Here is a 16,217-nt window from a genome sequence, read left to right as displayed (position 1 = left end):
ATTCCTTCTTATCACGCTTGATTTTACCCGCTTTTATGAGTTCCTCTTTCTCTGCCCGAATGCGTTCAAGCAGAACCGAAGCAGGTTCATCATTAGGGTCTTGTGGAACAAGTTGACCTCTAATTGCAAGGTCGAGGATTTTTGATTTTGTCAAAGAAACAGTTTCAGCTAAAATCTCTTTTTCTTCTCTAATTTGATTTATCAAAGAATCCATTTCAACAAATTTGCTAACCATTGCCGATTGTGTTGTTATAGTGCAAACAGGAATTAAGGTTGATAGAATTCTTTCTAATGCCAACTTAGGCATAGCTACCTGATGGGTTTTGTCTTGAAATTGTTGCTGAACAAATTCCGATTGTATAATCAAGCATAAATAGGTTTTATTGATCTGTATGTTTGTAATTTTTACTGCATTTTCAGTAAGGTTCATTCCATCTAACTCAGTAGGCACTTCACCAGTAACACCAATTGTACCAGCAATGGTAACATAAAGATCATCTTTTGAAATCGTATAGTTTTTGATTTGTAAAAATACTTCCTCTGAAATATATTTCAGATCATCCGTATTTATAGAGTGATTTTTCATGTCGGTTACTCGGATATAAGCGTGAGCGGTTCGACAAGGTGAAAAGCCCACTCCCTTCGGAAGTCTCTTGCCTCCTTTAACTGCTGCAATATCTCGAACTCTACACCATTCCCACCCTTTCGGCACTTCAAAAGGTATCTCATCTTCAATACATTTTACGCTACCATTTTGAAACTTCTCATAATGTAAATTATGGATTCAATTTTCACTCAATTCTCAGTCAATGAGAGTTGGGTGGATTTTTTATATCCTATAATTACAAAATAAAACGCCCACAGGGCAGAAAGACAGGTACAGGATATGTACAACAACAATTTTACGGAAGAACCGATTGTCATCGGTATCGACCATGGTTTCTCCTTAATCAAGACTAGAAATCACATTTTCAGCAACGGAGTAAGCAACTTCTGGGCATTAATGATTTTGCGGATATATGGTTGTATTGTTACATGATTCGGTGTGAGACGTACAAATCCGTTTTCTTCCAGTGAGAGCAGGTCATGGGAGCAGATGCTGTACCAATTATAAAGGATATTCAGTGGCATTCTGTATTCCGGACACAACGCAAGAACCCGTAACAGTTTTGTAGTAATTTCAGACAAATTGTGAAAACCTATCAGATTAGATAACTGCTTGCCATACAGGTCTTCGTCGGTTTGTGCTGATGGATTGCCGACAAAGGGATTGTGAGTTGAGAGTAGTACATTTTCTTTTAGCTGGTCAAGCAACACATCCGGAGTATATACGGATAAAGATAACAACTTTGCAATAAGCTGAATGGACATGGTATGGTTACATACAGTTTCAATCGTAATCTTCTATGTTTCTTATTTCATGGTAGTAAATTGTTTCGATATGGGAAGTATATCATAAAATAAGAAGCGGAACAACTGTTCGTAATGTGCGAGAGCTATTTTTTGAAAGATTTTTTGGGATTCCATTTCTTAAATTCTATTTAATCTTTTTCAATTTGTACTCAACTGTGACTCAATGTAGAATGCGACCGGTTTTACTAAAATGAATCTATCAGGTTTATGCATCATTGCCGGCATAAAGATGACAAAACTTGGCAATCATTTAGGTAAAGGAGGTTTCGCATGGAGTTGACAGTAAACAAAGCGGGCAAGTATGCTTTAGTATGGCTTACAAATGCGGAAAAGGCTGATCCAAAAGTTATGGACAGCCTACAGCCTTTGATTGAGCAGTGTAAGGAGAAGAAGTACAGATTGGCTATTTTTGAATCAGGTGAGCAGGATTTGTTGGAAAAAACAACAGATTTGCTGATTCACAATCGAGGACTGGAAAAGACCGATGATGGAAAAACAACTGCTTTGCCAAAACAGGCATCAGGAGAAATGTAGCGAGCGGCGATTCGCCCGATACTACCCCACATCGTTTCTTTCTACCCCAAATTAGTGAAATTGGGGTAGAAAATACATAGAGTAAGTAAAGATGATTTAAAGAAGTAGCAAATGATTAAGCATATAATATGAGAAGATTGATTTTTATAAAAATAGCGGCTGAAATTACTCAGCCGCCACATAATCTAAAATTTTTTGTCTTTAGGTGGACAAGGGTCATTACCATAGCTATCTTTATCACGAATTTGTCCGCTGCGTCCGTGAATTACTAATTCACTTTGTTGTTTCATTGCAATAGGACGTCCATATTCAATAGCTTGTTTTTGGGTGGTAAAAGTTTTTGTGGCTTTATCAGAGCACTCACGCTTAAGCTGCCACTGTCCGTTGTTAGGTATAATGTGTTGATTTGCCATAAAATAGTCCTTTCTCTGCTTAAGCAGTGGTGTAGTGTTTCCAAGGGATTCTTGCGGGATGAACTTTTGCAAGAAAACGCACAATGTCTGGTCTGCCATCATAAGTAGGTATTCCGCGTGAGTTTTGAGCCATTAATATAATTGGTATGTTTCCGAAAAATGGAATAAAACTTGCACGAACTTGTTCCTTGGACGGACTTGTAAGAACATATGGTTTCACAACAGCGATTGCAAAGGTTACACCTTGCTCTCTGATTTTTGCTCCATCGAACTGCATAGGTTTATCCTCCTTTCCTAATTTTTAGGAATACAGATAAAGCCTTTCAAAATGATTGAATTCCGTGTAGGAATGTGTTATGATTCAAATGCGACTTTGAATTCGCAAGAGCGATTTCATTTTGAAAGGGTGGTCTTTTGGACCATCTTTTTTTATCCCTGCTTTAGCACTCGTAGGAATAGAGCGCTAACTATCCTTAAAAGTAGAATATCACAAAATAAATATTAAGTCAATAAAAATGCGAATAACTCACAAAAAACTTGACATAATATCCTAAAATGGGTATATTATATATGAAAAGGAGGTGCTGTGATATGTTAGTACAGTTTATGATAAAGAATGTATTGTCTTTTAGAGATGAAACGATTTTGGATATGACAGCAATTAATGCATATAAGGAACATGAATGTAATTTAATTGATATAGGTGCAAAAGATAAATTTGTGAGAGTTGCAGCAATTTATGGAGCTAATGCAAGTGGAAAGTCTAATTTAAATATTGCTATGAGATATTTTCAGAAAATAGTGGTAGAATCATTGAACAATGTTGATGATGGCGAAGATGCAGTATTGAAACGGTATTACAATCCTTTTTCATTTGAAAGTAATAATGAAAATTCGGAATTTCAAATTATTGAAATTGTGGGAGAAGATGAATATAGATATGGTTTTGAATATAACTCCGAATGTATTGTTGCAGAATGGCTTTATAGAAAAAACTTGAATACAAATAGAACATCTATCATCTTTGAGAGAACGACAGAAAATGTGGAATTTGGGGCATCTGTTAGAAAAGAGTGTGAATTGTATAAAACTCAAATTCCGACAGAAACATTAGTGTTGTCTTTTTTTAATAAATTAAAGCTGAAAACTGAAGTTTTTAAAACTGTGTATAATAGCATTATGGATACATTGGTGGTTTCTACAGATTTTTGCGAAGATCAAGGTCTTTTGGAAGCAATGTTACCCCAGATTATAGATGAAGAAAAAGAGGATTTATTGAGATTTCTTAATGCAATAGATACTGGAATTAAAGATATTGGTTATGATGATAATGAAAAAGAGATTAGTTTTTTTACAGTTCACAAGGGGAGAGATGATAAATATTATCCGTTAGGATTATATTGTGAGTCGGAGGGAACAATAAAAAGTATTATGCTCTTTATATATGCAAGAACTGCGATACTTAACGATAAGTCTATCTTTGTTGATGAATTGAATGTGAAATTACATCCGCTATTGTTAAAATTTATCATTGATTTGTTCTATAATAATAATTCAGAGGCACAATTGATTTATACCACACATGATACAACGTTAATGGATAAGAAATTCTTTAGAAGGGATCAAATTTGGTTTGTTCAAAAAGACCAATTTGGATATTCTGAATTATCGGCATTGTCAGATTTTAAGGTTAGGTCAGATGCATCCTTTGAGAAGGACTATTTGGCTGGTGTATATGGAGGAATTCCATTTCTTAAGGAGTATGCAATGAAAGAAGGTGATTAGATGGGTTCGGATGATTTGTTTAAAAAGAGACGTGAAGAAAGAAAACGAAGAAAACATGAATATAGACCGATAAATACAAACTCTTTTTTGATTGTAACTGAGGGAGAAAGAACAGAACCCTTATACTTAAAAGGAATACAGAAGAAAATCAAAGAAAAAATGGACGGAAGAATTGATGTCATTGAAATACCGGTTATTGATATACATGGTGAGGGCTGTGGAACAGGAAAATTAATCGAAGTTACGGAACGAATTGTGAAAGAGGCCAAAATACTATATCAGAATGTATGGGTGGTTTTTGATAAAGATGATTTTGATGATTTCGATGTAGCCATACAATTAGGAAAAGAAAAAGGATATCAGGTGGCATGGAGTAATCAGTCGTTTGAATATTGGTTATATTTACATTTCAATTATAGCGATTCGGCACTTCATAGATATGATTGGAATGAAAAGTTAAATGAAATATTTAAGCAATACAATTTAGGGGATGGAACATATCGGAAAAATTATGATAATATTTACGATTTAGTAAATGTGTATGATGGGGTTAATAGTGCTATAAGAAATGCAAAGAGACGCATGGCCGGATTTGTGGATGAAAGGGATATTCCTTCACAATATGATCCAGGGACTATGGTATATAAGTTGGTGGAAGACTTAAAACGCTATTTGGATGAATAGAGGAGAATGTACGAATGGGTAAAGTATTGATTATAAAAAATAATAACGAAGATCCAAGAATATATCAGTTCGCTGAGAAAAGTTATATTGAAAAGAAGATTGGGTATTATAATACATTAGATGGTTCTCTTAATGAAAAGGGGGTACAAGAGCTAAAGGAAAGGTTTGATGGTGATGGACTTGTCTTAATGATTACGTATGATAAATGTGAACCAGGAAAAACAGAAGAAATACAGGATGTTTTTATAGGATCTAATGCCAATATAAATGAAAAAAATAATATTGAGTATACGATGAAAGTACATTTGTCATATACAAAGCATAATCGTGCGATAGAGAGTATAATAGATAAAATAGATTTAAGTCTGTCGGAAGATTTTGATAATGGATGTTATGTTATGATGAGTGATATGGAGAATCTTTATCAAGAATTAAGAGAAAGAATTATTACAAAATGTAAGAACTATGATTTGGCAGGAAAAGATTATAATTTAATTGAGAAACCGAATAACTATGTTATGAATGTTTTGGCACAAAAGGATATTCAATCGATTCGTGTTTTTTCATGTGATTTAGCTGGAGATAATAGAACAGAATTTCAAAGAGATAGAGAAAGAGTTGTGAATTGTAAAGCGTTCAGACGATTGGTTGATAAAGCACAAATTTTCGGAGCAGAAAAAGGTGATTATTTTAGAACACGTATGACACATTCACTGGAGGTGAATCAAATCGCAAAAGCTATTGCATATGCATTGGGACTGAATTTAGATTTAACTGAGGCAATAGCATTAGGACATGACTTGGGACATACACCATTTGGACATCAAGGCGAAAGAACATTGGATGATATATTGAGTGGCAAGATAGATGCAGGTATAATACTTGTGAAACATGAGGATAATAAAGGGTTAAACGAAAAGAAATGTTCAAAGATTAGCACTGAAGATTTATTGCAAAAAAGATGCTTTGGAGGTTTCAAACATAATTATCAGAGCGCACGAATTCTGACTGAATTGGAGGAAAAGTATAAAGAACATCCTGGGTTAAATGTGAGCGTTCAGGTGGTAGAGGGTGTTTTAAAACATACTAAATTAAAATTGAATGAAATTGAAATATCAGATTTTTTATCGGAGGAATATATATCAAAAATTAAGTTTAATAAAGGTAAAGAGGTACAGGTTTGCTCTAGTTTAGAAGGACAAGTGGTTGCTATTGCAGATGAAATTGCTCAGAGAGGACATGATGTGGATGATGCCCTAACTTCAGGCGTAATGACAATCAACGAACTTTTGGATAGATTTGCAATTGAAAAATGTAGTGTATTGCGAAGCAGAATAGAAGAAGAGATTGAAAATATAAATAATTCTGCATATTCTATTGTTGATCGCGAGGAGTTGAAAACAGCAAGAATAGTTTCGATTATTATAAACTATTTTGTTGAGAACACGATTAAACATTCTGTTGAGAATATTGATAATTACCAATATTTAGGAGAAATAACCATGGATAATGAAATTAAAATTATCGAATTTCCTGAAGATGTTGAAAAGGTAAATGATTATTTGGAAAAAGTTGTACAGAAAAAAGTAATATGTAATAGTGAGGTGGCTAGAGCAGATTACAATGCCAGTATGATAGTGCAGACTTTATTTAAAAAATATTATTGTAATCCAAGATTATTACATTCAGGAACAGTTCATAGAATATTTTTGGAGACATTAAAACATTGTAATAACGAAGTCGCAAACAGTGCAATTAGTTTGAGTGATGGTAGTATTAAGTTAGTTAATATGGAAATTGAGGAACTGACCAAACGAGAATTGGATGGAGCTACTATTATGGCGTATCTAGAAGACAAGGATGTAGATACCACTTCGGAAGATATTATCATATTTGAAAAACGAAAAATTCTAGTAAGAGCAATAGTTGATTATATAGCCGGAATGACAGATGGTTATGCTTTGGAGGAATACGAAAAACTAAAATAAGTAGATGAGATCGGCAAGCATTTTTCGCTTGCCTTTTTCACACCTATAACTTACAATGTTGTTATAATTGAAGAAAGGAAAATTAACAATATGGATAAAAATACCAACGACCTTACACTTTGTCAGGAAATTGCCGGATACTGCCGTATTTCTGTTGATGAAGAGTTAGACAGAGACAATACATCTATTGAGAATCAGAAGAAGATTATTGAAGAGTTTGTAAAAGCTAAGTTTCCCAAGTGTAAGCTTTCTATATATGAAGACCGAGACCGTTCCGGGTATACCTTTGAACAGCGTGAAGGCTACCAGAAGCTTCGTAAGAAGCTGATGAATAGTCATATTAGTGTACTTATTGTAAAGGATTTCAGCCGATTTTCCCGTCGAAACAGTAAAGGTCTTGTAGAACTGGAAGATTTAAGAGATGCAGGCGTTCGTATCATTTCCATTGGTGATGCCATTGATTATCCGACTTATGACGACTGGACAGCCATACAGTTTCGATTTTTGATTAATGAGATGCCGGTTACGGATACCAGTAAAAAGGTGCGTAATGTTATCAGCCGAAGACAGGCTGATGGCGAGTGGATTTGTTCTGTGCCTTACGGTTATATCATTTCTAATATGAAGAAACAGGAAATATCTGTTGTGCCGGATGAGGCAGAAGTGATTCGCAAGGTTTTTGAATTATACAATGATGGTTGGGGCTACAAGAAAATTGCCAACTACCTTACAGACAAAAAGATACCTACGCCACGTATGAAAGAGATTCAGAGGGCAGAGGAGCGAGGAGATGAGTGCAAGCTTAAGGCAAAGCCGGAATGGAGCATTGTAACCATTCAGGGAATTTTATCAAATGATTTTTATATCGGAACACTCAGGCAGCACAAGTACACCAGAAAGAAGATTCATGGTGTGGATACAAAGGTGGATGAATCAGAGCATTTTGTATTTGAAAATCATCACGAAGCAATAGTTGATTATAAAACATGGGCATATACCCAAGAACAGTTAAAAAAAAGAACTACAACCCATTATCGTGGAGTAAAGAAATATGATAATGTGTATTCGGGCTTTATGTTCTGTGGGGATTGCGGTTCGCCAATGTTTTCTATGAGTAGAAGCGACATTGCACCGGCATATACCTGTGGTACTTACCATAAAAGAGGTTTGAAGGGGTGTAGTTCCCATCATATCAGAGTGGATTTCCTCGATAGTATCCTGAAAGAGTATGTGAAGAAGGTAAGAGATAACTCCCAGGATATGATTAAAGAATTGGAAACTTCCATTAAGAAAGAATCTACAGAGGTTAAGGAAAGTGAGAATACATTTTCACTTTTGGAAAGTCAACTTTCGGATGCCAAGGATGAGCTGAAAGCAGTGAAGAAACGAAAGATCAAAGAAATTGCCAAGGCGGATGAAGACACAGCCTCGATTATTGAAGAGACCTACGCAGAGATTGAGGATGAATTGATTAACAGAATCAAAGGACTCCAAAATCAGATGAATCTGAGTGTGGATAAGCGAAATGATATTATTCGAATCAACAGACTGGCGAAGACGGCCATTGATATTTTCAATGATATTCTGAATAAGAAGAACTTGGATAAGAAAGACTTGGAGTTAATTATTGATAAGATAATCGTATTTGAGGACAGAATCCATGTGAAGCTGAAAGCAGATATTGATAATCTCTTAAAAATCGGTGTTGTAACTACTTTCTATTATCAGCAGGTAGAGGGTAGAGAACAATTGTTAAGTGTTGCTGAAGAAACGAAAGGCAACGTGGCCAGTGCTATAACAGATATCGGTACAGATAACTTTGCACATATGGAAATGAATGAATTAGAAATGATTGCATCAGATAAAAAAGCAGGAAAAGAGACTATCGTAAATTTTAATCAAGACAGTAAGGTTATAGTAAAACATAAGGAGTCACCTGATACACGTAATAATTTAACCAAGTTATGTGTAGATGATCTTCTAACCACTACCGTTCCGCTAAAAACCCGCAACAAACCGGAACGACTCTTTACTGTCAATGTTATCAGTAGTGGTGACCCTATGGAGATATATACAGATATGGATGGGCAGATTGTGTTAAAGAAATATTCTCCGATGGCAGATGTATCGGAATTTGCAGTAGAATATGCGGAGTCCATAGCACAGAATACAGGAATGACAATTGCAATAACTGACAGGGATTGTGTTATTGCGGCAGCAGGAACACAGAAAAAGAATGTACAGGGAAAGCATATTACCAAAGAACTTAATGATATTATGGATAAAAGGCAGAGTGTTGTAGCATGTGCCAGTGAGAATGATTATGTAAAAGCGGTAACAGACTATGATTGTGAGTCAGAGGTGATAAGTCCGATAATATGTGCCGGAGATGTTCTTGGTATGGTTATTATGTTTGGCAATGACAAGAAACAGAAGCTTGGCGAGAGCGAGAAAAGAATAGTTAAAGTTGCGGCGGATTTTTTGGGCAGACATATGGACAATTAGCAGATAATTTTAATATAATAATATGATGTAAGGCAAAATACCATTTGCCATATACATCTAAATGCCAGAAGTTAGAAATATTGCACGGCTTCAGGCATTTACATATTAATATAAGTTAATTACGATTGGCAGACATTCCGGAGGAAGATTATGAGATTAGATAAATATTTAAAGGTTTCAAGACTTATTAAAAGACGTACAGTAGCTAATGATGCGTGTGATGCAGGCAGGGTAATGATTAATGGTAAAGTGGCTAAGGCATCAGTTGATGTCAAGGCAGGAGATATAATAGAGATATCTTTTGGTAACAAGAATGTTAAGGTAAGAGTTACAGACGTAAAGGACACAGTTAAGAAAGAAGAAGCTAAGGAGATGTTTGAATATATTTAATGATTAAGTATATTTAATGTTTGAGCATATCTAATAGTTTAATGTGTTTAAATAATAGTTATAATTAAGCATTTTTTGGCGTACCGCCTAATATATTAGACAGGTAAGATAAATGTATAATATATGGAGGCAGTTATGGACGATATTAAAAGGGTAAGACATCCTCATACAGTAAGAATGGAAGATAGAAAGAAGGCTCAGTTTACTGGTATTACTGACGTTATATCCTTTGAACCATCAAAGGTAATACTTGAGTCAGATTATGGCGTTATTGTTATAAAAGGGGAGTCACTTCACGTTAATAAGCTGTCAGTTGAGAAGGGGGAGCTTGATGTTGATGGCAGGGTTGACTCACTTGTGTATTCACAGAACAGCATAAGTATGAAAAAAGGCGACTCATTAGTGAACAGGTTATTTAGATAATTGTGAATACATCTTTTAGACATTATAAAGATTAATTAATTATATAAGTCCAGCAGTAGCGGGGAATAATGCTTATGTCAGGTGATATTATATGGGAGAGCGGCACATTTTTATATGCACTTTGGTGGGGAATGGTGCTCGCATTTCAATATGATACGATAAGAATAATAAGAAGAATAATAAGACACCGTCGTGTATTTATGATTGCTGTAGAAGATGTTATATACTGGATATATGTAGGAATACGGATATTTATTATATGTTTCTATGTTAATAGCGGAATTATAAGATCATTTATTGTAGTGGGGCTTGTGTGCGGTGCAGTTCTATATCTTAAGGCGTTAAGCGTGTATTACATAAAATATGGAGTAAGGCTTGTAGGAATTTTACTGAAACCATTGAAAATGCTTGTGTCTGTGATTAGAATAGTGTTGCAGTCATTAAGGAAAGACAGACCGAAGAATGGAGAGATATAGATGAGATTTGAGACAAAGAGAGAAAGGGAACAGCGAAGAAAAAGACAGAAACGCTCAGCAATTCTGGGTATGGTATTTGCTATGCTTGTTGTTGTGGGTCTTGGCGTGCTTTTATGGAATGGCAAGAAGAATATTGAAGCCAAAAATGTAGAGTACGAAAAGCAGATTAAAGAGCTTCAGGAACAGGTTGATGAAGAAAAACAGCGTACAGAAGAGCTTAATGAATATAAGAAGTATGTGCAGACGAAGAAGTTTGCGGAGGAGATTGCCAAGGATAAATTCGGACTTATATATCCAGATGAGATAATATTTAAAGGGAAGAAGTAACGTAACAGGGTTCGACACATTTTTTATATAACTGCTATTATAATGGTGTTCGGTTTAAGAAAACAGTATATTTAGACCAGAAATGAGGGGCTATGGCAGTTAAGAATGATGGATTGTGTATGACTTATACGATAAACAGATTGTCCGAAACAGCTAAGACGTTTCGCCGTCTGGGAGAAGCATATGAGTGTGCATCAGGTGATGAAGCACAAAGTCCCAGCTTTAAAAGACAGTTGTTTCTTGTTGCAGATATTCTTGAGGACTGCACGCTTATGCAGTTACAGGCAGATAAGCCGTCTAAGGGAATTGCAAGAGATATGGCTTCAAGGGCACTTGTCGCAGGAATAGTTATTAAAGATGTCAATATATTAAAAGACAAGACAGGCAGGAGTGAAGTTGTTATACTTGCAAGAACTCTTGGCAAGGGCTGTGTCGCAGAGAGAAAGATACGGAAAATAGTATGTGATGTTATGGGGATTGGATACTATTCAGACCATAATAACAGGCTTGTCATTAACGACAACTGCCAGCAGTATGTGTTTCATCAGGAGAACCGTTTCCGATTTTTATCAGGAGTTGCAAGAAAATGTAAAGAAAAAAGCGGCTTTAATGGCGATAATTTTATGGTATCAAGCCTGTCGTGTGGTAAAGTTGTGGCGGCAATTGCAGATGGCTGTGGAAGTGGCAAGAGGGCATTTATTGAGAGCAGAATGGTTATAGAACTTATGGAGAACTGTATAGATGCCGGATTTGAGGAGAAGACAGCCATAGATTTTATCAATACGGCATACATTAATTGCAGTGGCAAAGACAGCCCTGTAACTATGGATATGAGTGTTGTGGACTGCCAGTCAGGTATGATGCATTGCATAAAGTTAGGGGCAGTATCTACATTTATTAAAAGGGAGGGCTGGGTTGAGATAATCAAATCGTCCACACTTCCTATCGGTGTGCTTGAAAAGGTAGATTACGACTGCACAGCCAAGAAGTTGTACGATGGTGACTATGTAATTATGGTGAGCGATGGTGTGCTTGATAATCTTCCGTGTCTTAATAAAGAGGAGAAAATGGTAGAGATTATCGAGGAAGTTGTAATGAAAAAGCCTAAAGCGATAGCTGACGAGATACTTAGAAAGTCAATGTCATATAATAATTGTGAAGTATGTGATGACTGCACAGTGCTTGTGTTCGGACTGTTTGACACCTACAACAAATAAATATATAATTGGGCAATATTGCCATATAAAACAACAGGAGAAAGCATTTAATATGGATGTTAATAATATAGAGAAAAAGGTATGGGCATACATAAAGGCTAATAATATGCTTGAGGATTGCAGTAATGCAGTTGTCGGTGTGTCAGGCGGAGCAGATTCTGTCTGTCTTATGATTATGCTTAACGATTATATTATACATAATAATAAAGACGTAAAGCTTCATATTGTACACGTTAATCATGGTATAAGAAAAGAAGCCGCTGATGATGAGCAGTTTACAAGAAAGCTGTGTGAAAGTCTTAAGCTTGATTATCATTGCTACAATATAGAATGTGAAAAGATAGCAAGGGAGAATAATCTTACTGTTGAGGAAGCTGGAAGACTTGAAAGATATGATATATTTGACAAGCTTTCAAAGCAGTATGATAAGACAAGGATATTTGTTGCCCATCATATGAATGACCAGGCAGAAACGGTTATTATGAATATGGCGAGGGGTACATCACTTAAAGGAATAAGAGGAATTGTGCCGGTGAGGGATAACATATGCCGTCCTCTTCTTTGCATAACAAGACAGGACATAGAAAGCTGGCTTGTGCTAAGAAACCAGTCATTTGTGACAGATGTGACTAATTATGATAACGATTATACAAGGAATTCAATAAGAAATGTCCTGTTGCCATATATGGGTGAGCATATTAATAAAAATGTTGTGCAGAATATTGCATTTATGGCGCAAGAAGTACGGGCGGTTGAGAATTTTGTTGATAAAGAAGCAGACAAGCTGTACAAAAGCTGTGCAATACAGGATGGTGCAGGGATAAGATTATCAGTTGAACAGCTTGGGCAGGCAGATGAGGTGCTTGGAAAAAGAGTTATATATAAGGCACTTGTTAAGCTTGCAGGAAGGGCTAAGGATATATATTCGGTCAATGTATATGATGTATACAAGCTTATTAATCTTCAGACAGGAAGAAAGGTAGACTCGGTATATGGAATAAAGGCAGTGCGTGAATATGAATATATTGTGCTTGAAAGAAAGAACAGAGCAGAGAATACATTTTCTGACACAGCAAGTAACAGATATAGAGCGGACACAGAGCTAACAGCAGATGCAGGACTTGTAGAGGTTCATCGCATAGATATCACTAAATGTAGTAAAGATAGAGAAGTAATTGTTGATATAGATAAGACAGTATATATACCGGAGTATGATAAAATGTATTCAGCAAGTATCAAAATGTCCGTTTATGACAATAATGATAATGACGAAGAATTGGCGGAGAATGCTTCAAATGGTAAAATTTGCGTAAATAAATTGAATAACAGCTATACGAAGTATTTTGATTATGATAAACTTAATAAGTTACTTGATATCAGATTTAAGAATGTCGAGGATAGGATTGTGGTATCGGAAAGCGGTAATACCAAGAAGCTTAAGAAAGAACTGACAGACCGCAAGATACCTGCTTCACACAGAGATGAAATACTGCTTGTGTGTGATAATAACCGCGTGCTATGGGCGTGTGGTGTGCGCAGATGCGAAGATTGCAGGGTCACAGGCTCTACAAAGAACGTATTTAAAATACAGCTTATATTGAAAGAGAGGAATTAATTATGTCAAATAAGCACAAGATAAGTGTAATGATTTCAGAGGACAAACTTCAAGAGAAGATAGCAGAGATTGGTGCTAAGATTAGCGCTGATTATGAGGGTAAGGAAATTAAGCTTATATGTATTCTTAAGGGAAGCATATTCTTCTGCTGTGAACTTGCCAAGAGAATAACAGTTCCAGTAAAGATAGATTTTATGCAGACTTCAAGCTACGGAAGCGGAACAACTTCAAGTGGTAATATTGTAATTAAGAAAGAACTTGATGAGTCTATAGAAGGCGAACATGTAATAGTTGTAGAAGATATTATCGATTCAGGTAATACTTTATTCAGACTTATGCCTATGTTAGAGGAAAGAAATCCAGCAGACATATGTATATGTACACTTCTTGATAAGCCAGACAGAAGAGAAGTTGATATAGATGTTAAGTATAACGGATTTAATATTCCGGATGAATTCGTTGTAGGATATGGCCTTGACTATGACCAGATGTATAGAAATCTTCCATTTATAGGAGTTGTTCATCTTGATGATGAGAATTGATTATTACCTAATTACGAATATATGTAAGAATGGAGATTGATATGGATAATAAGAAAAATGTAAGATTTTCAGGAATGGGAATCTATATGATTATTGTGATTATAGCAGCGATGTTTATTATGTATGTTGCAAGAATGAATACAGGTACAAGCAATTATACTTATAACGAATTAGTTAACGATATCAGCAAGGGTAAGATAGAGAGCGTATCCATAAGACAGAATGCAGAAGTTCCAACTGGTGTTGTAACTGTTAAGGTGAGCGGTGAGCAGTCAGTTAAGAGTGTATATGTATCAGATGTTAAAGATGTAGAAGAACTTTTACTTGATAAGAATATAGAATATACACTTAAAGATGTTGCAAGACAGAGTGTTATGCTTACAACTATACTTCCATTTGGCTTAAGCCTTCTTGTTATTGTATTCATTATGATGATGTTTACAAGACAGGCTGGTGGCGGTGGTAATGCCAAGATGATGAATTTTGGAAAGAGCAGGGCCAGAATGATAAGCAGTGCTGATAATAAAGTTACATTTAAGGATGTAGCTGGTCTTCAGGAAGAAAAAGAAGAACTTGAGGAGATAGTTGATTTCCTTAAAGATCCAGTAAGATATACTTCTCTTGGTGCAAGAATACCTAAGGGTGTTATTCTTACAGGTGCACCTGGTACAGGTAAGACACTTCTTGCCAAAGCTGTTGCCGGAGAGGCAAGCGTACCATTCTTTAGCATATCAGGTTCGGATTTCGTAGAGATGTTTGTTGGTGTTGGTGCTTCAAGAGTAAGAGATATGTTTGAGGAAGCTAAGAAGAACGCACCTTGTATTATATTCATTGATGAGATTGATGCTGTTGCAAGACGAAGAGGAACAGGTATGGGCGGCGGCCACGATGAGAGAGAACAGACACTTAACCAGATGCTTGTTGAGATGGATGGTTTTGGTGTCAATGAAGGAATTATCGTTATGGCCGCTACTAACAGAATTGATATTCTTGACCCAGCTATATTAAGACCGGGAAGATTTGACAGAAAGATAGTTGTCGGCAGACCAGATGTTGCTGGACGACTTGAAATATTAAAGGTACACGCAGCTAAGAAGCCTCTTGGTGATGATGTTGACCTTGATAAGCTTGCAAGAACATCAGCCGGCTTTACAGGTGCTGATCTTGAAAATGTATTAAATGAAGCTGCTATTAATGCGGCAAGAAAGAAGAACAGATATATAACTAACGCAGATGTTGAAGAAGCATTTATTAAGATAGGAATAGGTGTTGAGAAGAAGAGTAAGATTATATCTGACAAAGAGAAGAAGATTACAGCTTACCACGAATCAGGACACGCTATATTATTCCACCTTTTACCAGATGTTGGGCCGGTTCATACAATATCAATCATTCCTACAGGAATGGGTGCGGCAGGTTACACAATGCCGCTTCCTGAAAGAGATGAGATGTTTAACACTAAGGGGAAAATGCTTCAGAATATCGTTGTAAGCCTTGGTGGACGAGTAGCGGAAGAACTCATATTTGATGATATAACAACAGGTGCTTCACAGGATATCAAGCAGGCAACACAGACAGCAAGAGATATGGTTACTAAGTATGGTTTCTCTGACAAGCTTGGTCTTATTAATTATGATACAGACAGTGATGAGGTATTCATCGGAAGAGATCTTGCACATACAAGACCATATGGTGAAGATGTAGCAGCACTCATTGATGAAGAAGTTAAGAGAATTGTAGATGAGTGTTATACCAAGGCTAAGAAGCTTATATCAGAGAATATGGACGTGCTTCATAGAAGTTCAGAACTTCTTCTTGAGAAAGAGAAGATTTCAAGAGAAGAATTTGAAAGTTTGTTTGAAGATAAGCCATATGGAGAGAGTTTATAATCAGGTATTAACAGAG

15 protein-coding genes and 1 pseudogene are annotated in these 16,217 nt (G+C 36.0%); 13 read left to right on the top strand and 3 right to left on the bottom strand.

The genetic code is table 11. The features are described from left to right. Positions 1-712, bottom strand: a 712-nt coding sequence (locus WMO42_RS13445) for a restriction endonuclease subunit S (protein ID WP_349192547.1), incomplete at its 3' end; no start/stop codon positions are given. A gap of 971 nt (positions 713-1,683) precedes the next feature. Between WMO42_RS13445 and WMO42_RS13440 the strand changes: the two genes are divergently transcribed. Then, positions 1,684-1,947, top strand: coding sequence for a hypothetical protein (locus WMO42_RS13440; RefSeq protein WP_349192546.1), 264 nt, complete (start codon positions 1,684-1,686; stop codon positions 1,945-1,947). Between the two features lie 185 nt (positions 1,948-2,132). On the opposite strand, the gene WMO42_RS13435 is transcribed toward WMO42_RS13440, so the two are convergent. Further along, entirely contained in the window at positions 2,133-2,360 is a 228-nt protein-coding gene (locus WMO42_RS13435; RefSeq protein WP_349192545.1) for a DUF2188 domain-containing protein, read from the bottom strand. Between the two features lie 19 nt (positions 2,361-2,379). Further along, the gene (locus WMO42_RS13430; RefSeq protein WP_349192544.1) at positions 2,380-2,637 is read right to left on the bottom strand and encodes a hypothetical protein; all 258 of its coding nucleotides are present in this window, start codon (positions 2,635-2,637) and stop codon (positions 2,380-2,382) included. A gap of 314 nt (positions 2,638-2,951) precedes the next feature. Here WMO42_RS13430 and WMO42_RS13425 point away from each other — a divergent pair, with 314 nt between their 5' ends. The 12 genes and pseudogenes from WMO42_RS13425 to ftsH all read left to right on the top strand — a co-directional run bounded on the left by WMO42_RS13425 (position 2,952) and on the right by ftsH (position 16,201). Next, positions 2,952-4,145 carry an ATP-binding protein gene (locus tag WMO42_RS13425; protein ID WP_349192543.1) on the top strand — a complete coding sequence of 398 codons (1,194 nt, stop codon included), beginning with the start codon at positions 2,952-2,954 and terminating at the stop codon, positions 4,143-4,145. Further along, positions 4,146-4,829: an RloB family protein gene (locus WMO42_RS13420; RefSeq protein WP_349192541.1), complete on the top strand. Its 684-nt coding sequence runs from the start codon at positions 4,146-4,148 to the stop codon at positions 4,827-4,829. A gap of 596 nt (positions 4,830-5,425) precedes the next feature. Then, a pseudogene (gene dgt, locus WMO42_RS13415) lies at positions 5,426-6,817 on the top strand (dGTP triphosphohydrolase); the annotation flags it as partial. A 90-nt stretch (positions 6,818-6,907) separates the two neighbouring features. After that, complete coding sequence (locus tag WMO42_RS13410; RefSeq protein ID WP_349192540.1) at positions 6,908-9,322, top strand: stage V sporulation T C-terminal domain-containing protein; 2,415 nt, start codon at positions 6,908-6,910, stop codon at positions 9,320-9,322. Positions 9,323-9,472: 150 nt separating this feature from the next. Continuing rightward, positions 9,473-9,712: an RNA-binding S4 domain-containing protein gene (locus WMO42_RS13405; RefSeq protein ID WP_022501433.1), complete on the top strand. Its 240-nt coding sequence runs from the start codon at positions 9,473-9,475 to the stop codon at positions 9,710-9,712. A 135-nt stretch (positions 9,713-9,847) separates the two neighbouring features. Then, on the top strand, positions 9,848-10,135 hold the full coding sequence (gene yabP, locus WMO42_RS13400) for a sporulation protein YabP (RefSeq protein ID WP_022501432.1): 288 nt from the start codon (positions 9,848-9,850) through the stop codon (positions 10,133-10,135). A 74-nt stretch (positions 10,136-10,209) separates the two neighbouring features. Next, positions 10,210-10,611 (top strand): spore cortex biosynthesis protein YabQ, encoded by a 402-nt coding sequence (yabQ, locus tag WMO42_RS13395; RefSeq protein WP_172677759.1) that lies wholly within the window; start codon positions 10,210-10,212, stop codon positions 10,609-10,611. Then, a complete protein-coding gene (locus WMO42_RS13390) occupies positions 10,612-10,938 on the top strand; it encodes a septum formation initiator family protein (RefSeq protein ID WP_055173850.1) in 327 nt (108 codons plus the stop codon). Between the two features lie 92 nt (positions 10,939-11,030). After that, a complete protein-coding gene (locus WMO42_RS13385) occupies positions 11,031-12,155 on the top strand; it encodes a SpoIIE family protein phosphatase (protein ID WP_022501429.1) in 1,125 nt (374 codons plus the stop codon). 52 nt (positions 12,156-12,207) lie between these two features. Continuing rightward, entirely contained in the window at positions 12,208-13,770 is a 1,563-nt protein-coding gene (gene tilS / locus WMO42_RS13380) for a tRNA lysidine(34) synthetase TilS (protein ID WP_318295667.1), read from the top strand. Between the two features lie 2 nt (positions 13,771-13,772). Further along, the gene (gene hpt / locus WMO42_RS13375) at positions 13,773-14,312 is read left to right on the top strand and encodes a hypoxanthine phosphoribosyltransferase (RefSeq protein ID WP_242854075.1); all 540 of its coding nucleotides are present in this window, start codon (positions 13,773-13,775) and stop codon (positions 14,310-14,312) included. A 41-nt stretch (positions 14,313-14,353) separates the two neighbouring features. Beyond that, entirely contained in the window at positions 14,354-16,201 is a 1,848-nt protein-coding gene (ftsH, locus tag WMO42_RS13370) for an ATP-dependent zinc metalloprotease FtsH (protein ID WP_055173856.1), read from the top strand. The last annotated feature ends 16 nt before the right edge of the window (positions 16,202-16,217 follow it).

It is taken from the genome of Lachnospira sp. CLA-JM-H23, assembly GCF_040096425.1.
Taxonomy (GTDB): domain Bacteria; phylum Bacillota; class Clostridia; order Lachnospirales; family Lachnospiraceae; genus Lachnospira; species Lachnospira rogosae.
Note: the sequence above shows the minus strand (reverse complement) of the source record. Positions and strands in the feature narration are given on the sequence as shown.